The organism is Staphylococcus sp. HMSC65H10 (genome assembly GCF_001839185.1).
In the GTDB taxonomy this organism is placed as follows: domain Bacteria; phylum Bacillota; class Bacilli; order Staphylococcales; family Staphylococcaceae; genus Staphylococcus; species Staphylococcus simulans.
Genome location: NZ_KV840353.1, coordinates 1 through 25507, shown reverse-complemented (window position 1 = coordinate 25507; position 25507 = coordinate 1). Strand labels below are relative to the sequence as shown.

The following is a 25507-nucleotide window of genomic DNA, read 5'->3' as shown; positions in this document are numbered from 1 at the left end:
TAACATGAAAAAAGTAATTTTAAGTGTATCAGACAAAACTGGCATTGTAGACTTCGCGAAGTCATTAGTTGAATTAGACTATGAGTTGTATTCTACAGGCGGCACAAAGCGTGCATTAGATGAAGCGGGTGTTCCTGTAAAATCAGTTTCTGATTTAACGAAATTTGATGAAATCATGGATGGCCGTGTAAAAACATTACACCCAGCAGTACATGGCGGTATTTTAGCTGATCGCGATAAACCTGAACATTTACAACAATTAAAAGAAAAAGGCATCGATCTTATCGACATGGTTGTCGTGAACCTTTATCCATTTAAAGAAACTGTCGCAAACCCTGACGTAACTGAAATGGATGCGATTGAAAACATTGATATCGGTGGTCCGACAATGTTACGTGCAGCTGCGAAAAACTTCAAGCATGTGACAACTGTGGTAGATCCTGCTGAATATGACGCAGTCATTGAACACCTTAAAAATAATACATTAGACGAAGCGTTCCGTAAATCATTAATGATTAAAGTATTTGAACATACAAATGATTACGATAATGCGATTGTGAATTTCTTCAAAGAAAATAAAGAACAATTACGTTATGGTGAAAACCCTCAACAAACTGCTTACTTTGTACGTACATCAGATGCGAACAATACGATTGCAGGCGCTAAACAATTACACGGGAAACAATTAAGCTTTAACAACATTAAAGATGCTGATGCGACATTAGCATTAGTTAAAAAATTCGAAGAACCAGCTGCAGTAGCGGTTAAACATATGAACCCATGTGGTGTTGGTGTTGGCGAATCAATTGAAGAAGCATATCAAAATGCGTATGAAGCAGATAGCCAATCTATCTTCGGCGGTATTGTTGCGGTTAACCGTCCAGTTTCAAAAGAACTTGCTGAAAAATTACATTCAATATTCTTAGAAGTTGTCATTGCGCCTTCATTTACAGAGGAAGCGCTTGAAGTCTTAACTCAAAAGAAAAACATTCGCTTATTAGAAGTAGATATGGCAGTGGATCACGATGAACAAGAATTTGTATCTGTATCAGGTGGCTATTTAGTTCAAGATAAAGATACAAAAACAATTTCACGTGATGACATGAAAGTTGTGACTAAAGTTGAACCGACAGAAGAACAATGGCAAGCAATGGAATTAGGTTGGAAAGTTGTAGCAGCTGTTAAAAGTAACGCTGTCATCTTAAGTAATGACCATCAAACTGTAGGTATCGGTGCAGGTCAAATGAACCGTGTCGGTTCTGCTGAAATTGCGATTGAACGTGCAATTGAAATTAATGACAATGTAGCATTAGTTTCAGATGGTTTCTTCCCAATGGATGACACAGTAGAATTAGCAGCAAAAGCAGGTATCAAAGCGATTATCCAACCAGGTGGTTCTATTAAAGACCAAGATTCTATTGATATGGCAGACAAACACGGCATTGCGATGGTAATGACTGGCGTACGTCACTTCAAACATTAATCATTCAGGAGGAAAATGCTAAAGATGAAAGTATTAGTAATCGGAGGCGGAGGACGTGAACATGTCCTTGCGCACAAATTAAATCAATCTGAACTTGTTGACCAAGTGTATGCAATTCCTGGAAATGCAGCAATGGAAACTGTCGCTGAAGTGCACGGTGAAATTGCTGAAACTGCACATGATGACATTGTAAAATTTGCGGTAGATCATGAAGTTGAATGGGCAGTCATCGGTCCAGAACAACCTTTAACTGAAGGGTTAGGCGACAAATTACGTGACGCGGGTGTGAAAGTCTTCGGTCCTGGTGCGAAAGCAGCACAAATTGAAGGTTCAAAATCATTTGCGAAACGTATTATGGAAAAATATGACATCCCAACTGCAGAATATGTAGAAGTGGATTCTAAATCTGATGCATTAAAATATGTAGAAGATTGCAAGATTCCTGTTGTCTTGAAAAAAGACGGTCTTGCCGCAGGTAAAGGTGTTATTATCGCGATGACACGTGATGAAGCGAAAGAAGCAGTCGAAACACTGTATCCTGAAGAACAAGGCAAAATTGTATTCGAAGAATTCTTAGAAGGCGAAGAATACTCTGTCATGACCTTTGTGAATGGCGATTATGCTGTACCTTTCGATACGATTGCACAAGACCATAAACGTGCATATGATGGCGATAAAGGACCAAATACAGGCGGTATGGGTGCGTATTGCCCAGTGCCTCATATTTCAGAAGATGTACTAAAACGTACAAATGATGAAATTGCGCAACCGATTGCGAAAGCAATGCAAGAAGAAGGCTATCCATTCTTCGGTGTCCTATATATTGGCGCAATCTTAACTGAAGAAGGTCCGAAAGTTATCGAGTTTAATGCACGTTTCGGAGACCCTGAAGCACAAGTATTATTAACACGTATGGAAAGCGACTTAATGCAGCACATTTTAGACCTAGAAGCACGTAAACCGATTGAATACAAATGGAAAGACGAAGCTGTTGTAGGCGTGATGTTAGCGTCTAAAGGCTATCCTGGCTCATATGAAAAAGGTGTGAAAGTCAGCGGCTTTGAATTAGATGGTCAAACATTTGTTAGCGGTTTGAAAAAAGAAGGAGACGATTACGTTACTTCTGGCGGCCGTGTTATCTTAGTGATCGGTGAAGGCAAAACAGTTAAAGAAGCCAAAGCAAATGCTTATAAAAAAGCAGATGCCATTGATAGTGAAGGTTTATTCTATCGTCGTGACATCAGTGATAAAGCAATTAAACATGAAGCGTAATTTAAAAGAATAGATTTATACTAAAAACAGCCGTACATTGTCTATCGGCTGTTTTTTGGTATGCAGAAAAATACTTGAATAAATTATTGTTAAGTCGTGTATCTTCTAATTATGAAATTGTAGGGACAAAATAAAAAAGCAAGGAAGCAGAACTTCCTTACTCTTCAGGCAATGATTTCGCCATATCAATATAAGCTTGTTTATATCCAGAAACGTAGCGAGAGCTGCGTCTCTTGAATAATTGATGGAAACGCCAAGAACGTTTACGGCTCTTAATGTAACGTTTTAAACGGCGCTTTTTATTTTTGAGTTTTGACATGGTTTCAATTTCTTTGACGGCTTGTTGATAGCCTTTTTCGTATGCATCATTACGTTTTTTCATGAAATTTTGCCCCCAATCTTTCTGTGTGAATCTGATTATTTCAATTATAACATGTATATGACTTTTGACTTAATTAAACGATAATATTTGTTAAATAAAAAATAAGCAGTAAACGGTTGAATCGGTGACCGTTCACTGCTGGGAAAAATATGGATGAATGAAAATGTAAATATTGGTTGGGCTGCAGCTCGACAACCACAGCCCGATAAAAATTTTAAGAACTATAAATGCTTGTGTCAACCACGTACGTCAGTAATTCCTGTAATTGGTAAATAATGAGCTAACATTACAGAAATAATTAATATCGCCGCGAATAATAAGATAAATAAGATGTCGCGATAACTAAATGGTGCGTAGTAATAATACGTTCTTTTACCATCTTTAAATCCTTTTTTCTCCATAGCAACCGAAAGTTGATGTGCTTTTCGTATGTTTTGACTTAACAACGGAATAATTAAATGTTTCACACGCTTGAAACCGCGATAATTTGATTTATCTACCATACGATAACGCATCTTCAATGATTTACGTAGTTGAATGAATGAACTGATAATCAACGGTACCATACGGATGGCAGCCATAAACGCGTAGGCTACTTTTGGTTTTACACGCAAATGCTGCATCAAGCTGTAGAAGATCATCACAATTTGAGACGTGAAGGCCATCACAATCCCGAAGAATGTGACGGTATCTGTACGCATAGACAAATGCAGTCCTCTCACTAAACTTTCAGTTGTGATATGAATAAAGCCTAATTTAAATAGGGTATGTGTACCATCTCCGTAGAAAATCATAAAGAGTGCTGAGATGATACTGAATATCACAGTGTAAAGTACGAATAGGGCAGTGACCTTCAATTTCATACCGCCAAAAATCAGTAAGAATAAAAACATCAAGGCGGTTAGGTAAATCATCACATCAAAGTTGTGAATGAAAATCACAAAGAAGAATAAGAAAATACCTAAACCAAGTTTCGTGATAATATTAACTTCATCTACGAAGGTGAAATACTTTTTCCATGCTTCATACATTTGTTTCACCTTCCATTTCAAATAGCACATCTTCACATAACATGTGGTCACGTAATTCGATACGTCTTGTCGGATAACGTTCAATGATATGTGGGTCATGCGTAACCATAATAATCGTTTGACCTTGTGCAACACGTTGTTGGAAAAGATTTAATAAATTAAACGTGTTGTGACTGTCTAAACCAAATGTTGGTTCATCAAGTAAAATAATGTCAGCACGTGAACTTAAAGCAGTCGCAACACTTAAACGTCGTTTTTGACCCATTGATAATTCGAAGGGATGTTGATCACGAACTGCTTCTAAATTCAATAATTCAATCAATTTTTCAGTTTCAGCTTTTGCGCTTTCGCCGCTGAAGTTGATGAAGATTTCCTCATAGACAGAATTCGTAATAAATTGCAGTTCTGGGTTTTGATAAACCAGATACATATGCTTTGCTGCTTCTTTAATTTTATGAAGCGGTTGCCCATCATAAGACATCTCTCCGCGATATTTAATCAATTGCATCATAGACTCAAGTAAAGTGGTTTTACCTGCACCATTTTTACCTGTGATGGTAATCCACTCACCATCGCCGATTGTGAGTTCAGGTACTTGAATGAGTGTCTTCTTACCACGTATGACTTCACCATTTTCATATTTGAAGCGTGACGTTATGTCTTTATTCGGTAATAATTCAGCTTTAGGTGCATGGTCCCAAGCCTTTGGATGCCATACTCCATATTCAGTCAGCAAATCTTCGTGTTGGTGTAAAATCACTTGAGGCGTATCATCCGCGATGATTTCTCCTTGATGATTCATTAAAATAACACGATCCACATGTTCCCAAATGTGTTCCACTTTATGTTCTACAATCAAGACAGTTTGTTCTTGCCACATGTCTTTAATTTGATTCCATAAATCTTCTGTCGCATCCACATCTAACATGGCAGTCGGTTCATCCAAGAACAATGTATCTGCTTCTTGAAGTACCGTTTCAGCAATTGCTAATTTTTGTTTCATACCGCCGCTTAATTGTTGAACCGTTTGTTTAGGGCCAACGTCTAAGTCGACCGATGCTAATGCTTGTTGAATTAAAGCGTCCATCTCTTTTCTCGGCACTTGTTTATTTTCTAACACAAATGCGAGTTCTTCATAAACCTTCGGCATACAAAATTGTGTGTCTGGGTCTTGAAAGATGACGCCGCTATTTAAATCGACTTCCAATGCGTCATATTTCATTGGAAGCTCGATTAGGTTCGGCACAATGCCGCTTAATACATTGAGTAAGGTACTTTTACCGCAGCCTGAAGGGCCGAGTAATAAGACCTTTTGTTTATCAGGTATTTCTACATCTAAACCATCAAATATTTTATCTGGTGCATTTGGATATTTAAGTCGTAAATTTTGAGCAAGTAACACGTTTATGTCTCCTTACAAATTGTCATAATCCTTTTTGGAAGCAGGGCGGAATAATTTTGTAACCCCAGTCTGATCCAGAGCTTTGACAAGATAATATGGGAAAATCCCAGCAAGTACAATCCCGCTGATACAACGGAAGAATACATATAAGAATAAGTTCCATCCAGCAACTTCACCTAAATAACCATAGTAGAAGTCGATAGGGAAAGTAACTAATGCGGCTGCTAAACCAGCGAGCACTGCTACCATTAATTTGCGTGATTTATAACGGAAAATCGCAAAAATAATTTCACACGCTAAACCTTGTAGTAAGCCGTAAACAATTGTCGCAATATCAAAGCGTCCCATAACAATTGTTTCCCCAGCACCAGCAGCGAATTCAGCTAACAGTGCAATACCGGCTTTCGGAATGATTAAGTAAGCAACAACAGCAGCTGCGAACCACATACCGTAAGATAATTCTTCTAAGTGTAAGCCAGTCACTTGCATGGCTTTATACACTAAGTTCCAAATGTTGTAAATGATAGCAAAGATAACTGCGATTAACACAGTAACTAAGATATCTGAAAGCTTAAGTCCTTTAGACATAATGTCAATTCCTCCTATATAAACAAAAAAACACGCAAACTTGTCTAGCAAGCAGCGTGAAAATAAGCATCAGAATACCCTGGTTCTACCCTGAAATCCTAAACCAGTTCATTCTTTACACTTTCCTACGCTAGTCTCAGCTAGATCAGGTTCGAAGGGTTTGAAGCTTTGTGCTTCATCTCAGTTCGAAACACCCCTAGTGTATTTCTTTATTAGATTTATACTAAATGTATGCTTTTTAATAGGTTCTGTCAAGGTGATTTTAGATTTAAGCTAGAGAGAACGGGTATGAAAAAGGCAAGTTCACATTAAGATTACGTTAAATTGTATATTTAGGATTGAGCATAGCGTCTGAGTCTAATATACTACCATAGAATGATTTACTTTAATTTTTAAAGACACAATGGAATTGTTCATATATAATAACTATGAGGTGAAAAACATGTCGTATATAAAGAAGCACGCTGAAATCATTTATAGTTTGATTATTGGCATTGTTTCACTTTTCATTGGAATCATTGTATTACTCAATCTTTCATTTATCCATAAACTTGCGAAGGGGAGCAAGGTTGACATACATATTAATAATGTGTGGGATTTCATCAATGCTTTCTTTGTTGAAATAATACGGATTATGAGTCAATTTATTGGTCATTTCCCAGTGGTCAGCGCCATCTTGATTATCTTGTTCGGTGTTGCATTGCTATGGATTGGCTATTTATTATTTATGACTACAAAATATGATTATGATATCTCAATTTTCTTCCTTATAATAGGAATCTTTTTCTTCCTCATCACAATCGTCTTTATGACACAAGTTTACGGCTTCTTTGCGATTGTATTCGTGGTTCCGTTTATTGTGCATATCGGATACATTGTGTACAAGGATGAGTTGAACAGTGCGCACCAAAAAGAGCACTATCTATGGATTATCTGTACGTACGGAATCAGTTATTTAATTTCTCAAATTTCGTTATATGGCAGAATCGAAAGTCATGAAATTGCGTTAATTGATATTTTAAGTGTCAACGCATTCTTCGTTGTCATGTGGTGTTTAGGTCAAATGTCTATTTGGAATTTCTTATTCCTTAGAAGATCATTACCGCTAACTAAAGCAGAATTAGGCGAAGAAATGTTGTATTCACGTACAGATAAGAACGGCACAATTAGCCAAACGAAAGAACAGCTGCGTGAAATTCAAGAACGTACACAAGAATTGACATACAGAACACGCAGAAGTATTGATTTAGAGAAAATCAGAAGAAAACGAGATAGTTTCAAAAAAGCAGTTAAAGATAAAGTTAATCTGCAAGAAGACGATTTCCCAACTTGGATGCGTCGTCCAAAATGGATTAAACCGGGTATCGTTGAATTGATTTGCGGTGCGATTTTATTCCTATTTACCTTACTAGAATTAAACAACCGTAATGGCTTGTTTATGTCAGGTGATTGGGAATTATCACAAACATCATATGTAATCGAGTGGATCACACTCTTCTTATTGTTGCTTGTGATTATCGCTTATATTATTACAACATTGACGCATTTCTTACGCGGTAAATTGTATTATGCGCAGTTGTTTATGGTGAGTATTTTATTCTTTAAATTGTTGACAGAATTTGTCAATATTATGATTCATGGATTATTATTATCCATTTTTATTACACCGATTTTATTTATTATGCTTGTGGCGATTACGATTGCGTTTATTATTCAATTACGTACGCCAGCTAAAGCAGAATCACACAAAAGCTGAGGAACTTAAGTTTCCTCGGCTTTTTTAATGGATTTGAGACGTTCTTTTTAGAAAGGAAGCGTCTGATACGTTAAGATAAAAGTAACTACACATAGAAGGCGGAATAATAATATGAAGACAGCAGTATTAAATAAAGGTAAAGAACAAAAGTATTTAAATCAGTATCCATTAGTGGATGAAGAAGATATTTATGAACATAGTCATTTAGAAGATGGTGATATTTTTCATATTGTGACTGATGATGGCCGATACATTGCGACAGCATACGTTGGGCGCCAACATAAAGGATTAGGTTGGGTCTTAAGCTATGATGCTGAAGAAGAAATTAATCAAGAATTTTTTGAAGCACTATTTGAAGAAGCTTTAGATTATCGTCAATACTACTTTGATATCGATGGTACAAATGCATTCAGATTGTTTAATGCAGAAGGAGACGGTGTCGGCGGTTTAACAATTGATTACTACGATCGTCATTTATTAATCCAATGGTATTCAAAAGGGATTTATACGTTCAGAACTTATATTTTAGAAGCTGTTCAAGCTGTCTTTCCTTATACTTCAATTTTTGAGAAGACACGTTTTAAAGACAGTGAAGTATCTAGTGGTTTCGTAACAGGGGAAGCACCGGAATTCCCAATTGTTATTGAAGAAAACTTTACGTTCTATAATGTTGATTTAGATGATGGACCGATGACAGGAATTTTCTTAGACCAAAAAGAAGTGCGTAAAAAATTACGTGATGTTTATGCACCTGACCGCAGTGTTTTGAATTTATTTAGTTATACAGGGGCATTCTCTGTCATTGCAGCACAAACAGCAGCAGAAACGACTAGTGTCGACCTTGCAAATCGTTCTAGAGGTTTGACAGAGGAGAATTTTGGGGTAAATGGTATTGACCCGAAAACACAATATATTTATGTCATGGATACGTTTGACTTCTATCATTATGCGGCAAGACACAATAAGGCTTATGACACGATTGTTATTGATCCGCCAAGTTTTGCGCGTAATAAAAAGAAAGTCTTTACGGTTCAAAAAGACTATCATAAGTTGATTGAAGAAGCTTTACCTGTTTTAAATGATGGAGGTACTTTAATTTTAAGTACAAACTCAAGTGCGTTAACTTCAAAAGCGTTTAAAAACATGATTAAGAGAACGCTTGATGCACAAGATGTAGATTTTGAAATTTTAGAATCAATGGGACTTCCGAAAGATTTTAAAACACATCCGCACTATAAACCATCAAAATATTTAAAAGTAGTCTTTGTTCGGGTATCAGAAAAAGTGGAAGAAGTAATAATCGAGGAGGACTATTATGGGGATTAAAGATAAATTCATAAAAAAATCTACAGACAAAATTGGAAATAAAATGTTGAAAATTGATCCGGTCGTAGGTAAGGGGCGTTTACCGAAGAATAAAAAGGATTTAGCAAAAAGACGTGAACGCGCTGAAGAATTAGTAAGAAAGAAAGCATTATTGTCATCTTCAGCAAGTGTCATTCCGATTCCAGGATTAGATTTTGGGGTCGATTTAAAGCTGATGAAAGATATTATAGAAGATATTAATAAAATTTACGGTTTAGATCATAAAGAAGTGAACCGTATGAGTGATGATTTAAAAGAACGTGTATTAGTCGCAGCATCAATCCAAGGCAGTCAATTCATCGGACGTACGGTTTCAAAAGGTATCTTGAAAATGGTCGTTAAAGATGTTGCTAAACGTACAGCTGCGAAACAAACAAGATGGTTCCCGGTTGTCGGTCAAGCAATCGCAGCATCAATCAGTTATTATTTCATGAAAAAATTAGGTGACGAGCACATCGATAAATGTGAAAACGTTGCCAAAAAATTAATTTAAAACCGAGTTGTCAATTAAATTGTGCATATTTTCACAAAAACGCTAAATTCATTGCCCTGTATGGATTAAACAAATTGAATTTAGCGTCATATTTTGGTAATGTTAAGGTGTAATAATGTTCAGGTGAGTCACTCACCAATTAATGGATGCGAAGGAGAAAGATTATTATGGAACAACAATCATACACTATCATCGACGAAACAGGTATTCATGCTCGTCCAGCTACAATGCTTGTACAAACAGCTTCAAAATTTGATTCAGATATTCAACTTGAATATAACGGTAAAAAAGTCAACTTAAAATCAATTATGGGTGTTATGAGCTTAGGCGTAGGTAAAGATGCTGACATTACTATCTATGCTGACGGAAGCGACGAAGCTGATGCAATTCAAGCTATCACTGACGTTTTATCTAAAGAAGGTTTAACTAACTAATATGACTAAAAATATTAGAGGGATTGCGGCATCTGATGGTGTCGCAATCGCAAAAGCCTATCTATTAGTAGAACCTGACCTATCGTTTGATAACGGAACAGTGACTGATACAGAGGCTGAAGTTGCTAAATTTAACGGCGCACTTAACACATCAAAAGTTGAATTGACTAAAATCAGAAACAATGCCGAACAACAATTAGGCGCAGATAAAGCGGCTATCTTCGATGCACATTTATTAGTGCTTGAAGATCCAGAACTTATCCAACCTATTGAAGAAAAAATTAAAAATGAAAACGTTAATGCTGCTCAAGCGTTAACAGATGTTTCAAATCAATTTATCACAATATTTGAATCAATGGACAACGAATACATGGCAGAACGTGCAGCAGATATTCGCGACGTTTCTAAACGTGTATTAGCACACATCTTAGGTGTGGATTTACCAAACCCAAGTATCATTGATGAAAGTGTCGTTATTATCGGGAATGACTTGACACCTTCAGATACTGCACAGTTGAACAAACAATATGTGCAAGGATTTGTGACAAACATTGGAGGCAGAACATCTCACTCTGCAATTATGAGCCGTTCTTTAGAAATCCCAGCAGTCGTTGGTACTAAAACGATTACTGAGGAAGTTGAAGCGGGCGACATCATTATTGTTGATGGTATGACAGGTGATGTTATTGTTAACCCAAGTGACGAAGTTGTAGCACAGTATCAAGAAAAACGTGATAACTTCTTCAAAGATAAACAAGAATTACAAAAATTACGTGATGCTGAATCTGTAACAGAAGATGGTCATCATGTAGAATTAGCTGCAAACATCGGTACACCAAACGATTTACCTGGTGTAGTTGAAAATGGTGCAGAAGGTATCGGATTATATCGTACTGAGTTCCTATATATGGGTAGAGATCAAATGCCGACTGAAGACGAACAATTTGAGGCATACAAAGCAGTTCTTGAAGCAATGAAAGGCAAACGTGTGGTTGTTCGTACATTAGATATCGGTGGAGACAAAGAATTACCTTATTTAGACTTACCTGAAGAAATGAACCCATTCTTAGGTTATCGTGCAATCCGCTTGTGCTTAGCACAACCAGAAATTTTCCGTCCGCAATTACGCGCGTTATTACGTGCTTCAGTATACGGAAAATTAAACATTATGTTCCCAATGGTTGCGACAATTCAAGAATTCCGTGATGCGAAAGCATTATTAGAAGAAGAACGTCAAAACCTTAAAAATGAAGGTGTTGAAGTTTCAGATGATATCGAAGTCGGTATCATGGTTGAAATTCCATCGACAGCAGCACTTGCTGATGTCTTTGCGAAAGAAGTAGACTTCTTCAGTATCGGAACAAATGACTTAATCCAATATACAATGGCAGCTGACCGTATGTCAGAACGTGTGTCTTATTTATACCAACCATATAACCCAGCTATTTTACGCTTGGTACAACGTGTTATCGAAGCGTCTCATGCTGAAGGTAAATGGACAGGTATGTGCGGCGAAATGGCCGGAGACCAAACTGCAATTCCATTATTGTTAGGTCTTGGATTAGATGAGTTCTCTATGAGTGCAACTTCAATCCTTAAAGCACGTCGTTTAATCAGAAACTTAAGCGAAGCGCAAATGAAAGACTTAGCAGCGAAAGCAGTGAACTGTGCAACATCAGAAGAAGTTGTTGCTTTAGTAGAAGACTATACGAAACATGCATAATCATTGATAAAATATTAATAAAAACCGTGATGAAATGAATGTCCAATTCATTTTCATCGCGGTTTTATTAGTGTACAAACATTTACTTATTATTTGAGTAATGTAATCAACTTACAAGTAATTTAATTGCGAGGTATATACTGTGTGTTTTACAAATTTGTGACAAAGATTTAAATTTTGTATAAATATAATGAAAATCTTGATTAGAATAATTGTAAACTAGCATATGAGAGCGTAACATATAAGGTACTGTGTCTATGAACGCAGATTACAGCATAATTGTTTGAATCATTTACCTTAAAGGTAATTTAAAATAGAGTGCATTCATTTTTAAGTCAGTCTTTATCGATATCGAGTAATGTGTTGATTTTATCTATGTCCACTTGATACATAGGTGTGTCACCGATTAAGATAAATGGCGTTGAAAATGCATCGAAATCTATCATTTCATTGCGGTATTGTGAGTTTGAAATATTTTTCTCAGTGTATGCAATGTGATGATGATCGAGATAATTTTTCACAAACTGACAAGGTGGACAGTCGTTTTGTGTATAAATGACTACGTTCGGCATGTTTTATCTTCCTTTACATTTTATTGATGTGTTTACTGTATTAAAGGGACGATTAAAAATCAAGCTAACCGCCTATATTTGAATGTTTCAAGTTTTTTTGGATTTTGTGTAAACAATTTCCTCCACATTTCATCTGAGACGTTGCGGGCATTAGACAGTAACAAAAATATAGAGAAAAACAGGGTGATATTATGGAAGCAGTAGAACTGAGCAGATTTTTAACTGCCATGACCTTAGCTGTGCATATTATCTTCGCGACTATCGGTGTGGGGATGCCGCTTATGTTCGCAATTGCTGAATTTCTTGGTGTTAAAAGAAATGACGCAAAATATATTACATTAGCTAAGAGATGGGCCAAAGGTTATGCGGTAACTGTTGCGGTAGGGGTTGTAACAGGTACGATTATCGAGTTGCAGCTGTCATTACTTTGGCCACAATTTATGAAGATTGCAGGACACGTGATTGCCTTGCCATTATTCATGGAAGTCTTCGCATTCTTCTTTGAAGCAATTTTCCTTAGTATTTATTTCTACACTTGGGAACGATTCAAAAACAAATGGACACATTTGATTATGAGTATTCCAGTGGTATTAGGCGGTACATTATCTGCCTTCTTCATCACATCAGTGAACTCATTTATGAATACGCCTGAAGGTTTCCAATTGAAAAACGGCAAAATGATTCATGTTGATCCAGTAGCAGCAATGTTCAACTCATCATTTGGTGTCAGAGCCTTCCACGTAATTACTACAGCAATTATGACAATGGCCTTTATTTTAGCGGCGATTGCAGCATTTAAATTATTGAAAAATAAATTTGAAAAAGACAGAGAATATCATAAGAAAGCATTGAAAATGACTATGATTGTCGGTTTAGTCTTTACACTAGGTTCTATGCTTGCTGGAGACTTATCAGCGAAGTTCTTACACAATGAACAACCTGAAAAATTAGCAGCATATGAATGGCATTATGATACTGAAAAACGTGCAGACTTAGTTCTGTTTGGTGTACTAGATGAGAAAAATCAAGAAGTGCATGGTGCGATTAAAATCCCAGCATTACTCAGCTTCTTATCTGACAACAATATCAATACAGAAGTAGAAGGCTTGAATGAATTCCCTAAAAATGAACAGCCACCGTTAATTGTCCATTACTTCTTTGACTTAATGGTGACAAGCGGTATCTTCTGTTTCGTTGTTTCAGGTATTTATGTCTTAACACGACTAGTTAAGAAATGGCGTAAGTTCTCAACACACAAAATATTGCTGTATGGCATATTATTAACAGGTCCTGCAGCTATGCTTGCGATTGAGTTCGGCTGGTTCTTAACAGAAATGGGCCGTCAACCTTGGATTTTAAGAGGTTACATGAGAGTGTCTGAAGCAGCTACACATGCAGGCGGTTTACCAGGTGTTACCATCGCATTTGGTGTCATATACTTTATCATCTTATTCACTGCAGCATATGTATTAATCCGTATGTTCAAGAATAACCCGCCATATAAAGATGTGGAAAAATTAGAAGAGAGCCGAGGTGAAGCATCATGAGTATTACAGCATTTGGAATGATCGTTTTGTATCTGTTCTTATTCTTGTATATCGTTATTGCTTCAATTGACTTTGGTGCAGGTATCTTCATTTTACAATCGAAATTAAGAGGTACTGAAAGCACATTAGTACCGATTATCGGTCGTTATCTGAACCCGATTTGGGAAGTCACAAACGTATTCTTAGTATTCTTTACCGTAGGAATTGTCGGTTTCTTCCCAGATTTCGCGTACTATTATGGTTCGGTTCTGTTAGTGCCAGGATCTATCGCTTTAATCTTACTTACGATTCGCGGTAGTTTCTATGCATTCCAAAACTATGGACCAGATTCAAAATTCTCTTGGCTCGTCTTGCATAGTGTATCTGGGTTATTCATCCCGGCTGCATTAAGTATGGGACTTGTTATCTCAGAAGGCGGCTATATTCATAAAACAAGCTCAGGTACAGGTGTCGATTTAAATTGGTTAGATTTATTCTTTAGTCCATTTGCGTGGGCAGTTGTATTCTTAGCTTTAGTTTCAGTAATGTATATTTCATCAGGATTCCTTGCGTATTATGCACGCAAAGCAGAAAACATGAAAGCCTATAATATTATTCGTATGTGGTTTGTTTTCTGGGGTCCTCCGATGGCTTTAGTATCATTATTTACTTTCATCACATTACGCAGTCAAAACAAGCAACACTTTGATGTTGCGGTTAATCAATACTGGTGGTTATTCTTAATCAGTATATTATGCTTGTTAGCAGCTTGGATTTTATCTATAATGAAAAAATCACCGGGAACAGTATTTATGTTAGTTGTGATTCAAATGGCTACAGCCGTGACAGGTTATGGTTTAAGTAAATGGCCATACATCTTGTATCCATATATCAATGGAGACATTCACAAAACAGATGACCCAATGGCATGGGCCTTAACCATTGCGGCAGTCGTTGGATTATTGATGCTTGTTCCATCACTGATTTTCTTAATGAGATTATTCATCTTCAACAAAGATTATGTTGAAGGTAAGAATGATGAAGGTTATTATTAATATTAAGTCTAAGGTGAGGCGAGGCACAATCATAGGTTGTCTATGATTGAACAGAGCCTTGTCTCATCTTTATTTTTGCGGAGGTTGTAAGAGAAATGGAAAAAGAATTCGTTGTGATAGGGTTAGGTCGTTTCGGCGGCAGTATAGTCCGAGAATTAAATGCGTTAGGCATGGACGTGATGGCTATCGACTTAAGCGAAGCTCGCGTAAATGAATATAGTGAGATCGCGACACATGCGGTAGTCGCAGATACAACAGATGAAGCGGTAATGAAAAGTTTAGGGATTCGTAACTTTGATCAAGTCATTGTGGCGATTGGTGAAAATATTCAAACGAGTACTTTGACAACTCTGATTCTTAAGGAATTAGGCGTTAAGAAGGTTATTGCGAAAGCCCAAAACGATTACCATGCGAAGATTTTAAATAAAATCGGTGCTGACTTAGTTGTCCATCCTGAACGAGATATGGGACGTCGAATTGCGCATAATATTGCGAGTGCCAGTGTCTTGGATTACTTGGAACTTGCGGATGAATATTCAATTGTTGAAGCCAAAGCGAATGAACGTATTGCGGGTCAAACGATTGTAGATTTAGATATCCGTGCAAACTTCGGTATCAATATTATCGCGATTAAACGTGATAAAGATGTTATTATTTCTCCAGATCCGAATATGAATATTGAACTTGGCGATATCTTAATTATGATTGGACACGACAACGACTTAAATCGCTTCGAGAAAAAACTTGTCCACTAACACAACCTTATACAAACAAAAAGCACATTCCGCGTGGAATGTGCTTTTCCTATATTTATCTTTAATTTATAGAAGCTTAGTCTTGTTTAGACTTTTCTTCGTGTTGTTTTGGTTTAGCGTTGCCTTCTTTTTTATGGTGCGGTTTATGATTTCTTGGTTTACGGTTTTTCTGACCATTATTTGAAGGACGTTTGTTTGTCGCATGCTTATGATTTTCTTTACTGTTGTGTTGTTTTGGTTCTTGATTTTGTTTTGGACTTTGTTTTTTATTTGTGCGTTTAGGTCTAGATGATTTTGGTTTTTTCGTCGGCGTGATTTGTTCACCGTTCTCATTGACCTTCATAATCACTGGTAAAATCATTGGTTTACGTGCTGTTTTTTCAAACAGGTAAGGTTGTAATGTCTCAATGATTGATGATTTGATTTGATGCCACTGAATGTCTTTGTTTTGGTTCAACTTAGAAATGACTTCAGTTTTGATCTTACGTTGTGCATCGTAAATCAAGTGACCAGATTCGCGCATATAAACGAAACCACGTGAGATGATATCTGGACCTGAAAGTAATGTGTTTGTGTTGAAGTCGATACTTACAACGACAATTACTAAACCTTCTTCAGATAGTAATTTACGGTCGCGGATGACTACATTACCGATATCACCGATACCGCTTCCATCTACCAATACATCGCCAGAAGGAATACGTCCAGCTTTACGTGCTGAATCTCTTGTTAGGGCTAAGACATCACCATTATCAAAAATAAAGATGTTGTCTTCATCTACACCGCACTCAACGCCAGTTTGCGCATGTGCTTTCAACATACGGTATTCACCATGGATCGGCATGAAATACTTCGGACGGATTAAGCGTAACATTAATTGTTGATCGCCTTGAGAACCGTGACCTGAAGTATGGATGTTTGAAATCTTGCTGTGAATAACATCAGCGCCTGCACGATATAAAGCATTAATTGTGCGGTTTATACTTTTCGTATTACCTGGGATAGGTGATGAACTGAAGACAACTGTATCTTCAGGAATAATTTTAATTTGTTTGTGTGTACCGTTTGCGATACGTGATAACGCAGCCATCGGTTCACCTTGAGAACCTGTACATAAAATCAAGAGTTCGTGTTTAGGAACAGAGTTGATTTTGCTTGGTTCGATAAACGTTTCAGGTGGCGCTTTGATATAACCGAGCTCCATACCGATTTTAATGTTGTTTTCCATTGAACGGCCGAATACTAAAATTTTACGGTTATATTTAATCGCAGCTTCTACAGCTTGTTGAACACGGTAAATATTAGATGCGAATGTCGCAAAGATAATTCTTCCTGTACATTTACGGAAAATTTTATCGACGTTTTGGCCGACTTCACGTTCACTTAAAGTAAAGTTTGGAACGAGTGAATTCGTTGAATCAGATAAAAGGACTAAAACGCCTTCTTCACCGAGTTTCGCCATTTTCGCAATATTAGCTGGTGTACCGACAGGTGTGAAATCAAATTTGAAGTCACCCGTGTGTACAATATTACCTTCAGGTGTTCCAACGATAACACCGTATGCTTCTGGAATACTGTGTGTTGTTAAATAGAATGAAACATTGAAGTGTTTTGACTTGATGACGCTGTCTTCTGTAATTTCATTCAATTCAGCTGTTCTTAATAAATGATGTTCTTCTAATTTGTTTCTGATTAACCCAAGTGCTAAAGGACCGCCATAAATCGGTACGTTAAGTTCTTTTAATAAGAAGGGCACACCGCCGATATGGTCTTCGTGTCCGTGGGTAATAAATAGGCCGATAATTTTATCTTTGTTTTGAACAAGATATGAGTAATCCGGGATGACATAATCGATACCTAATAGATTGTCGTCTGGGAATTTGATACCCGCATCGATTAGGACGATTTCATCCTTATACTCCACTGCATACGTATTCTTACCGATCTCGCCGAGACCGCCGATTGCGTATACACCGACCTCATTATTTTTGAGTTGTTTCATTATTGGATATGCTCCACTTGATAGTCTGGAGATTTTTGTTCATATTCTAAATGTGCGCCCTCTAATTTAGTAATGAACTCGATATTGTAATTACGGTCTTTCAGATATTTTCTTACTTCTTCTTCTGAATTTCCTTCTACGTAAATCGTTTGTGTGTTCTCACGCACGATTACTTCTGCTCTGTCGTCTTGATAAAATACTTTGTAAATTGCCATAATATATTGTTTCCTCCTAAAAATATGTTCAGTTGTTTTAATTTATTGTTCATACAAGCCTAGTTTATTCTTTGTGGTTTGTTTCATCATTGTGTTCTTTCTTAAAATAAATACAACATACCAGCTTAACTGCCCAGTATGTTTGCTAGGTTTGTTATAAATGACGTTCTAGTTAGTCATGCATGAAGATTTCTCCATACATATACAGTTATTATTTATTTTACATGATGTAATTCAATAAATAAAGCGGTTTTACTTAGCGACAAGGAAAGCTAGGGGAATGTTTATCAAAAAGAGAAAGTCAAAATAAGTGTGGTAAAATATATAAAAGAGAAAACGAAGCGGGTCCAATGATTTAGTGACTAAGAGCAGGTGAGGAAAATGAGTAAGACTAAAAGAATTATTGAAGATGTAAAAAGAGAAAAGGAAAGACGAGATAAATTGTTTCAAGGTATTTTGTTTGAAAAGCGTGGGAAAGAAATCGTGATGTTCTTTGAATACGAAGAAGTTGTAGATAATGTCTCAGATAATCATCATTTTATACGACATAACCATGATCCAGAGTGGGTGGATAAAAGTATGCTGCCTGAACTTAAAGAAGGTTTAGAACGTTTAAATGTTACGTATCATTGTCGTAAAGATATCTTCATATAATAAGGAAATAGCAGTGTATATAAAAAAGAGGCCGCTTTATGCGACCTCTCAATTTATGTTTATTCATCAAACAGACGGATAGCATCTTCGTGAGGTTGAAGTGGATTTTCTTTATCAATGTGGTCATAGAACATAATACCGTCTAAATGATCGATTTCATGTTGTACAACAATAGCAATATAGCCTTTAAGTCGTAAGTTGATATCATTGCCATCAATATCTTTAGCTTTAACTGTAATACGATGATGGCGATGCACAAGTCCTGGAATATCTTCATCTACACTTAAGCAGCCTTCACCTGTAGGCAAGTATGCTTCTTGTACACTGTAGCTGACGATCTTCGGATTGATCAACATTAACTCGTATGATTTGCCGTTACCATCATCTGGTAAGTGCACAGCAAGCATACGCTTTGAAATGTTAAGTTGTGGTGCAGCAATACCTACACCTGAACGTAAATTGTATTTACGTGCAATTTCATCATCTTGACTATTGACTAAGAATTCATGCATTTCTTTGATTTTATTACGATCTTCATCTGATAAAGGAAATTTAACTTCTTCAGCTTTTTCACGAAGTGTCGGATGTCCGTCTCTGATTATATCTTTCATAGTAATCATGTCATACACCGTCCTTATTATAAAATATAACAAAAAACTTCCGGATAGAACAGAAAAGTATTTGCGAAATCGCTTAAAATTAATTAACATCATTATTGAAATCCCCAAGGAGGTAATTTGAAGCATGAAAATTAAAAGCACATTTGGTTTAGTGATTGCATCCTCTCTATTATTAGGTGCTTGTTCAACAGACAGCCATCAGATTAAAGAGTACAACAAGACACTGAAAGAAGCCGTACAAAAAGAAGACGAAGCCGTAAAAGTCGGTGAAAAACTAAATAAACTTACAAACGAGAAAAATGATTTAGCTAAGAAAATCAACGGTAAAGATACACAGAAGGTTGTAAAAACTTCTAAAGATATTGTAAGTAATGTAAATGAACGTAAAGATGAATTTAAAAAAGAAGAAAAAGCTTTTGATGCATCTGAGAAAAAGTTTGAAGAGGCTAAAAAGCGGACAAAGGATATTAGAAACGATAAAAGAAGATCCGGCATAGAAAAAACAAACAAAGCATTTGAGAAAAACTATAAAGCGCATGATGAATATGCGAAAGCTTACAACAATAGTTTAGACAAAGAAAAAGATTTATTTGAATACATTGTAAAAACTAACGGTCAAGCAGAACAATCACAGATTGATGAAAAAACAAAAGCAATTGACGACTCTTATAAAGAGGTAAATAACAAAATTAAAAAATATAGCAAAACTCGTGACGAGCGCGGAAAACAAATGGAAGCGGCTCAACAAATCAAATAAACAACACTGATACAGTTTTAGTATAATGACTGGTACAGGTCTTATAACTGTACTTAACACAAGTGATACAGAAGTTTTACAATTCATTTAACAGTTATACAAAACTATGCTATACTAATTTATGGATGAAATGAATTTTCTATTATACGGGAAAGGTATGGTGAATTGAATGGCTCCGAAGTTACAAGCCCAATTCGACGCTGAGCAAGTATTGAAAGATACTGAAGCACAATTTAAGATGGTCCAAGTATTGGACGAAAATGGTAAAGTAGTGAATGAAGACTTAGTACCTGATTTAACTGATGAGCAATTAGTTGAATTAATGGAAAGAATGGTATGGACTCGTGTCCTAGACCAACGTTCTGTTTCTTTAAACAGACAAGGACGTTTAGGCTTCTACGCACCAACAGCTGGTCAAGAAGCTTCACAACTAGCTTCACAATATGCATTAGAGAAAGAAGACTGGATTCTTCCAGGTTACCGTGATGTTCCACAAATCATTTGGCACGGTTTACCACTTACAGAAGCATTCTTATTCTCAAGAGGACACTTTAAAGGAAACCAATTCCCTGAAGGTGTAAACGCATTCAGTCCTCAAATCATCATCGGTGCACAATATATTCAAACTGCCGGTGTTGCATTAGGTCTTAAAAAACGCGGTAAAAAAGCAGTAGCTATCACTTATACAGGTGACGGCGGTTCATCACAAGGTGACTTCTACGAAGGTATCAACTTTGCTTCGGCTTATAAAGTGCCGGCAATCTTTGTAATTCAAAACAACAACTACGCGATTTCGACACCAAGAAGCAAGCAAACAGCTGCAATCACATTAGCTCAAAAAGCAATCGCAGTAGGTATCCCTGGTATTCAAGTTGACGGTATGGACCCATTAGCTGTATATCAAGCAACTAAAGAAGCACGTGATCGTGCAGTTAACGGTGAAGGCCCAACATTAATTGAAACTATGACTTACCGTTATGGTCCACATACAATGGCTGGGGATGACCCAACACGTTACAGAACTTCAGATGAAGATTCTGATTGGGAGAAAAAAGACCCATTAGTTCGTTTCAGAGCATTCTTAGAAGCTAAAGGCTTATGGAATGAAGAAAAAGAAAACGAAGTAATCGAACGTGCAAAAGACGAAATCAAAACTGCAATTAAAGCAGCTGATAAAGTTGAAAAACAAACTGTTACTGACTTGATGGAAATCATGTACGAAGATATGCCTCAAAACTTAAAAGAACAGTATGAAATTTACAAAGAGAAGGAGTCGAAGTAAGCCATGGCACAAATGACAATGGTACAAGCGATTAACAACGCACTTAAAACTGAACTTCAAAACGATGAAAATGTTTTGCTTTTTGGTGAAGACGTTGGTGTTAACGGTGGCGTATTCCGTGTAACGGAAGGTCTGCAAAAAGAATTCGGTGAAGATCGTGTATTCGATACTCCGCTTGCTGAATCAGGTATCGGCGGTTTAGCACTTGGATTAACGGTAGAAGGTTACCGTCCAGTAATGGAAATCCAATTCTTAGGTTTCGTATTCGAAGTATTTGACTCTGTTGCAGGTCAAATTGCACGTACAAGATTCCGTTCAGGTAACACAAAAACTGCACCTGTTACAATCCGTGCGCCATTCGGTGGTGGTGTACACACACCAGAATTACACGCAGATAACTTAGAAGGTATCTTGGCACAATCACCAGGATTAACAGTAGTTATCCCATCTAACCCATATGATGCAAAAGGTTTATTGATTTCTGCAATCAGAAGCAATGACCCAGTTGTATATTTAGAACACATGAAATTATACCGTTCATTCCGTGAAGAAGTTCCTGAAGAGGAATACACAATTGAACTTGGTAAAGCGAACGTTAAAAAAGAAGGCGATGACATCACAATTATCGCTTACGGTGCAATGGTTCAAGAATCATTAAAAGCAGCGGAAGAACTTGAAAAAGATGGTGTATCAGCGGAAGTTATCGACTTACGTACAGTACAACCAATCGATTTCGATACATTAGTAGCTTCAGTTGAAAAAACTGGCCGTGCAGTAGTAGTTCAAGAAGCACAACGTCAAGCTGGCGTAGGTGCACAAGTAGCAGCTGAACTATCTGAGCGCACAATCCTTTCATTAGAAGCTCCGATTGCACGTGTTGCAGCAGCAGATACTGTTTATCCGTTTACTGAAGCGGAAAATGTTTGGTTACCAAACAAAAACGATATCGTCGAATCTGCAAAAGCTACTTTAAACTTCTAATTGTTTAATAGAGCGTGAGTCGGCATATTTAAATGAACTTATGGGTATAGTTGAAGCAACACTTCAGCTTTCCATAAGTCAGACAACCAAATTTGCTCTTGCGATCTCATGTACTTTGCAAGGGCAAATGGTTTGTTATGAAGTAGTAAAAATAAATTGAAGATAGATTTCATTGAAACGAAATCAAGTTTTATGTCAAACTATAAACTAGAACATCAAATTGATTATATTATCAGTAGTTTAATCAAGGCTTATGTACAGACTTGAAGACACTTTTGTTTTAATCAATTGTTTTGTGCTGGTTTATGTGACTTAAATTGACTTTTAGGAGGACAAGAACGTGGCATTTGAATTTAAATTACCCGATATTGGTGAAGGTATCCACGAAGGTGAAATTGTTAAGTGGTTTGTAAAAGCTGGAGACGAAATCCAAGAAGACGATATTCTATGTGAAGTACAAAACGACAAATCTGTTGTAGAAATCCCTTCTCCAGTTAACGGTACAATCGAAGAAGTTGTTGTAGAAGAAGGAACTGTAGCAGTCGTTGGCGACACAATTATCAAAATTGATTCTCCAGACGCTGAAGAAATGTCATTCAAAGGCGGACACAGTAACGATTCTGCTCAAGAAGAAGATGCAGGCCAAGAAGAAACTAAAGATCAAGCACAATCAGTTTCAGAACAAGATACTTCAAACGTAGCACCAGCTGCTGACGAAGAAGTAGATGAAAACAGAAGAGTTAAAGCAATGCCTTCTGTACGTAAATTTGCACGTGAAAACAATGTTAATATCAAAGCAGTTCAAGGTTCTGGTAAAAACGGCCGTATCACTAAAGCTGACGTTGAAGCTTACTTAAGCGGAGATGCACCAAGTGCAGAAACTAGCGAAGCTCCAGCAACTGAAGCAGCAGCTTCACAAGAAACAGCTGCAGCACCAGTATCAGCTGAAGGCGAATACCCAGAAACTCGTGAAAAAATCCCTGCAATGCGTAAAGCGATTGCGAAAGCAATGGTTAACTCTAAACACACTGCGCCTCACGTAACATTAATGGACGAAGTGGAAGTTCAAGCATTATGGGATCACCGTAAGAAATTCAAAGAAATTGCTGCGGAACAAGGTACTAAATTAACATTCTTACCATATGTTGTTAAAGCATTAGTATCAGCACTTAAGAAATACCCAGCATTAAACACTGAATTTGATGATGCAAACGGTGAAGTAGTACACAAACACTACTGGAACATCGGTATCGCTGCAGATACAGACCGCGGTTTATTAGTACCGGTTGTTAAACATGCTGATCGTAAATCAATGTTCGAAATCTCAGATGAAATTAACGAACTTGCTGTTAAAGCACGTGACGGTAAATTGACTTCTGACGAAATGAAAGGTGCATCATGCACAATCAGTAACATCGGTTCAGCAGGCGGCCAATGGTTCACACCAGTAATCAATCACCCAGAAGTTGCTATCTTGGGTATTGGTCGTATTGCACAAAAACCTATTGTTAAGGATGGGGAAATTGTTGCAGCACCTGTATTAGCATTATCATTAAGCTTTGACCACAGACAAATTGACGGAGCTACTGGTCAAAACGCAATGAACCACATCAAACGTTTATTAAATAATCCAGAATTATTATTAATGGAGGGGTAAAACATGGTAGTTGGTGATTTTCCAATTGAAACAGATACTATTGTAATCGGAGCAGGTCCTGGCGGTTATGTTGCCGCAATCCGCGCAGCACAATTAGGTCAAAAAGTGACAATCGTTGAGAAAGGCGAATTAGGCGGTGTATGTCTTAACGTAGGATGTATCCCATCTAAAGCGTTATTACACGTATCACACGTATTCCAAGAGTCTAAAAACTCTGAAGATCTAGGTATCATCGCTAAAGACGTTGAACTTAAATTCGAAAAAGTTCAAGAGTTCAAAAAGTCTGTAGTTAACAAATTAACAGGCGGCGTTGAAGGTCTATTAAAAGGAAACAAAATTGAAATTGTCAAAGGTGAAGCTTACTTCCACGACAAAAACAGCTTACGTGTAATGGACGAAAAAAGCGCTCAAACTTACAACTTCAAACATGCGATTATCGCAACAGGTTCTAGACCGATTGAAATTCCTAATTTCAAATTCGGCGAACGCGTAATCGATTCAACTGGTGCGTTAAACTTACAAGAAGCACCTAAGAAATTAGTTGTTGTAGGTGGCGGTTACATTGGTTCTGAATTAGGTACAGCATTTGCGAACTTCGGTACAGAAGTTACTATCTTAGAAGGCGCTAAAGATATCTTAGGCGGTTTCGAAAAACAATTAACACAACCTGTTAAGAAAAAAATGAAAGAAAAAGGTATGGAAATTGTTACTGAAGCAATGGCTAAATCTGCTGAAGAAACAGAAAACGGCGTTAAAGTAACTTACGAAGCTAAAGGCGAAGAAAAAACAATCGACGCTGATTACGTATTAGTTACAGTAGGTCGTCGTCCAAACACTGATGAAATGGGTCTTGAAGAATTAGGTCTTAAATTCGCAGACCGCGGTTTATTAGAAGTTGACGAACAAAGCCGTACTTCACTTGATAACATCTATGCTATCGGTGATATCGTTCCTGGTTTACCACTTGCTCATAAAGCAAGCTATGAAGGTAAAGTAGCAGCTGAAGCAATCTCTGGTGAAAAATCAGCAGTAGATTACATCGGTATGCCTGCAGTATGCTTCACTGAACCAGAAATCGCAACAGTAGGTCTTTCTGAAGCGCAAGCGAAAGAAGAAGGTTTAGAATATAAAGCTTCTAAATTCCCTTACGCAGCAAACGGTCGTGCGTTATCATTAAACGATACTACTGGTTTCGTTAAATTGATCACACTTAAAGAAGATGACACATTAGTAGGTGCACAAATTGTTGGTGCAGGTGCTTCTGACATCATCTCTGAATTAGGTCTAGCAATTGAAGCTGGTATGAATGCTGAAGATATCGCATTAACAGTACATGCTCACCCAACATTAGGTGAAATGAGCATGGAAGCAGCTGAAAAAGCACTTGGATTACCAATCCACACTATGTAATAACACCCAACATTAGAATAAGCATATAAACTGAAACCGTCGGGCTTTTAAGCTCGGCGGTTTTTTTAGGCTCTTTGTCAAATTCGGTTGAT

General features: G+C 37.1%; 24 protein-coding genes and 1 riboswitch. Of the genes, 16 read left to right on the top strand and 8 right to left on the bottom strand.

What is annotated here, in order from left to right:
• Nucleotides 1-4 precede the first annotated feature (4 nt).
• Together purH and purD are read left to right on the top strand one after the other, a co-directional pair.
• The gene (gene purH, locus HMPREF3270_RS07400) at nt 5-1483 is read left to right on the top strand and encodes a bifunctional phosphoribosylaminoimidazolecarboxamide formyltransferase/IMP cyclohydrolase (protein WP_070848556.1); all 1479 of its coding nucleotides are present in this window, start codon (nt 5-7) and stop codon (nt 1481-1483) included.
• Between the two features lie 24 nt (nt 1484-1507).
• Nucleotides 1508-2755 carry a phosphoribosylamine--glycine ligase gene (gene purD / locus HMPREF3270_RS07395; RefSeq protein WP_070848557.1) on the top strand — a complete coding sequence of 416 codons (1248 nt, stop codon included), beginning with the start codon at nt 1508-1510 and terminating at the stop codon, nt 2753-2755.
• Nucleotides 2756-2912: 157 nt separating this feature from the next.
• On the opposite strand, the gene HMPREF3270_RS07390 is transcribed toward purD, so the two are convergent.
• From HMPREF3270_RS07390 to HMPREF3270_RS07375, 4 genes are all read right to left on the bottom strand, one after another.
• Nucleotides 2913-3137: a hypothetical protein gene (locus HMPREF3270_RS07390; RefSeq protein WP_002480505.1), complete on the bottom strand. Its 225-nt coding sequence runs from the start codon at nt 3135-3137 to the stop codon at nt 2913-2915.
• Nucleotides 3138-3373: 236 nt separating this feature from the next.
• Complete coding sequence (locus HMPREF3270_RS07385) at nt 3374-4168, bottom strand: energy-coupling factor transporter transmembrane component T family protein (protein WP_002480506.1); 795 nt, start codon at nt 4166-4168, stop codon at nt 3374-3376.
• Entirely contained in the window at nt 4161-5570 is a 1410-nt protein-coding gene (locus tag HMPREF3270_RS07380; protein ID WP_070848558.1) for an ABC transporter ATP-binding protein, read from the bottom strand. Before HMPREF3270_RS07380 ends, HMPREF3270_RS07385 begins: the two co-directional genes overlap by 8 nt.
• A 12-nt stretch (nt 5571-5582) precedes the next feature.
• On the bottom strand, nt 5583-6158 hold the full coding sequence (locus tag HMPREF3270_RS07375; protein WP_002480508.1) for an ECF transporter S component: 576 nt from the start codon (nt 6156-6158) through the stop codon (nt 5583-5585).
• A 105-nt stretch (nt 6159-6263) separates the two neighbouring features.
• A riboswitch (TPP riboswitch) is annotated at nt 6264-6366 on the bottom strand.
• A 234-nt stretch (nt 6367-6600) separates the two neighbouring features.
• Here HMPREF3270_RS07375 and auxA point away from each other — a divergent pair.
• The 5 genes from auxA to ptsP all read left to right on the top strand — a co-directional run bounded on the left by auxA (nt 6601) and on the right by ptsP (nt 11929).
• The gene (gene auxA, locus HMPREF3270_RS07370) at nt 6601-7914 is read left to right on the top strand and encodes a lipoteichoic acid stability factor AuxA (protein WP_023015947.1); all 1314 of its coding nucleotides are present in this window, start codon (nt 6601-6603) and stop codon (nt 7912-7914) included.
• A 111-nt stretch (nt 7915-8025) separates the two neighbouring features.
• Entirely contained in the window at nt 8026-9240 is a 1215-nt protein-coding gene (locus tag HMPREF3270_RS07365; protein ID WP_070848559.1) for a class I SAM-dependent rRNA methyltransferase, read from the top strand.
• Nucleotides 9230-9772: a hypothetical protein gene (locus HMPREF3270_RS07360; protein WP_002480511.1), complete on the top strand. Its 543-nt coding sequence runs from the start codon at nt 9230-9232 to the stop codon at nt 9770-9772. The genes HMPREF3270_RS07365 and HMPREF3270_RS07360 overlap by 11 nt, the downstream gene beginning before the upstream one ends.
• A 167-nt stretch (nt 9773-9939) precedes the next feature.
• Nucleotides 9940-10206 (top strand): phosphocarrier protein HPr, encoded by a 267-nt coding sequence (locus tag HMPREF3270_RS07355; RefSeq protein ID WP_002480512.1) that lies wholly within the window; start codon nt 9940-9942, stop codon nt 10204-10206.
• A 1-nt stretch (nt 10207) separates the two neighbouring features.
• On the top strand, nt 10208-11929 hold the full coding sequence (gene ptsP, locus HMPREF3270_RS07350) for a phosphoenolpyruvate--protein phosphotransferase (RefSeq protein WP_023015945.1): 1722 nt from the start codon (nt 10208-10210) through the stop codon (nt 11927-11929).
• A gap of 335 nt (nt 11930-12264) precedes the next feature.
• Here ptsP and HMPREF3270_RS07345 read toward each other — a convergent pair whose 3' ends face one another.
• Entirely contained in the window at nt 12265-12501 is a 237-nt protein-coding gene (locus HMPREF3270_RS07345) for a glutaredoxin family protein (protein WP_002480514.1), read from the bottom strand.
• Nucleotides 12502-12692: 191 nt separating this feature from the next.
• Here HMPREF3270_RS07345 and HMPREF3270_RS07340 point away from each other — a divergent pair, with 191 nt between their 5' ends.
• From HMPREF3270_RS07340 to HMPREF3270_RS07330, 3 genes are all read left to right on the top strand, one after another.
• On the top strand, nt 12693-14048 hold the full coding sequence (locus HMPREF3270_RS07340; protein ID WP_070848560.1) for a cytochrome ubiquinol oxidase subunit I: 1356 nt from the start codon (nt 12693-12695) through the stop codon (nt 14046-14048).
• Nucleotides 14045-15082, top strand: a complete 1038-nt coding sequence (locus tag HMPREF3270_RS07335) for a cytochrome d ubiquinol oxidase subunit II (protein ID WP_070848561.1) — start codon at nt 14045-14047, stop codon at nt 15080-15082. Before HMPREF3270_RS07340 ends, HMPREF3270_RS07335 begins: the two co-directional genes overlap by 4 nt.
• A gap of 95 nt (nt 15083-15177) precedes the next feature.
• Nucleotides 15178-15837: a potassium channel family protein gene (locus tag HMPREF3270_RS07330; RefSeq protein ID WP_002480517.1), complete on the top strand. Its 660-nt coding sequence runs from the start codon at nt 15178-15180 to the stop codon at nt 15835-15837.
• Between the two features lie 76 nt (nt 15838-15913).
• Here the strand turns inward: HMPREF3270_RS07330 and rnjA are convergent, their stop codons facing one another.
• Both rnjA and HMPREF3270_RS07320 read right to left on the bottom strand, forming a co-directional pair.
• Nucleotides 15914-17839 (bottom strand): ribonuclease J1, encoded by a 1926-nt coding sequence (gene rnjA / locus HMPREF3270_RS07325; protein WP_070867231.1) that lies wholly within the window; start codon nt 17837-17839, stop codon nt 15914-15916.
• A complete protein-coding gene (locus tag HMPREF3270_RS07320) occupies nt 17839-18054 on the bottom strand; it encodes a DNA-dependent RNA polymerase subunit epsilon (protein ID WP_002480519.1) in 216 nt (71 codons plus the stop codon). Before HMPREF3270_RS07320 ends, rnjA begins: the two co-directional genes overlap by 1 nt.
• 381 nt (nt 18055-18435) lie before the next feature.
• Between HMPREF3270_RS07320 and HMPREF3270_RS07315 the strand changes: the two genes are divergently transcribed.
• Complete coding sequence (locus HMPREF3270_RS07315; protein ID WP_070848563.1) at nt 18436-18708, top strand: hypothetical protein; 273 nt, start codon at nt 18436-18438, stop codon at nt 18706-18708.
• 59 nt (nt 18709-18767) lie between these two features.
• On the opposite strand, the gene def is transcribed toward HMPREF3270_RS07315, so the two are convergent.
• The gene (gene def / locus HMPREF3270_RS07310; protein WP_002480521.1) at nt 18768-19328 is read right to left on the bottom strand and encodes a peptide deformylase; all 561 of its coding nucleotides are present in this window, start codon (nt 19326-19328) and stop codon (nt 18768-18770) included.
• A gap of 124 nt (nt 19329-19452) precedes the next feature.
• On the opposite strand from def, the gene HMPREF3270_RS07305 reads away from it, so the two are divergent.
• From HMPREF3270_RS07305 to lpdA, 5 genes are all read left to right on the top strand, one after another.
• Entirely contained in the window at nt 19453-20085 is a 633-nt protein-coding gene (locus HMPREF3270_RS07305; protein WP_070848564.1) for a YkyA family protein, read from the top strand.
• A 169-nt stretch (nt 20086-20254) separates the two neighbouring features.
• Nucleotides 20255-21367 carry a pyruvate dehydrogenase (acetyl-transferring) E1 component subunit alpha gene (gene pdhA, locus HMPREF3270_RS07300; RefSeq protein ID WP_002480523.1) on the top strand — a complete coding sequence of 371 codons (1113 nt, stop codon included), beginning with the start codon at nt 20255-20257 and terminating at the stop codon, nt 21365-21367.
• Between the two features lie 3 nt (nt 21368-21370).
• A complete protein-coding gene (locus tag HMPREF3270_RS07295; RefSeq protein ID WP_002480524.1) occupies nt 21371-22348 on the top strand; it encodes an alpha-ketoacid dehydrogenase subunit beta in 978 nt (325 codons plus the stop codon).
• A gap of 340 nt (nt 22349-22688) precedes the next feature.
• The gene (locus HMPREF3270_RS07290; protein WP_002480525.1) at nt 22689-24005 is read left to right on the top strand and encodes a dihydrolipoamide acetyltransferase family protein; all 1317 of its coding nucleotides are present in this window, start codon (nt 22689-22691) and stop codon (nt 24003-24005) included.
• A gap of 3 nt (nt 24006-24008) precedes the next feature.
• Nucleotides 24009-25415 carry a dihydrolipoyl dehydrogenase gene (gene lpdA, locus HMPREF3270_RS07285; protein ID WP_002480526.1) on the top strand — a complete coding sequence of 469 codons (1407 nt, stop codon included), beginning with the start codon at nt 24009-24011 and terminating at the stop codon, nt 25413-25415.
• Nucleotides 25416-25507: the final 92 nt, after the last annotated feature.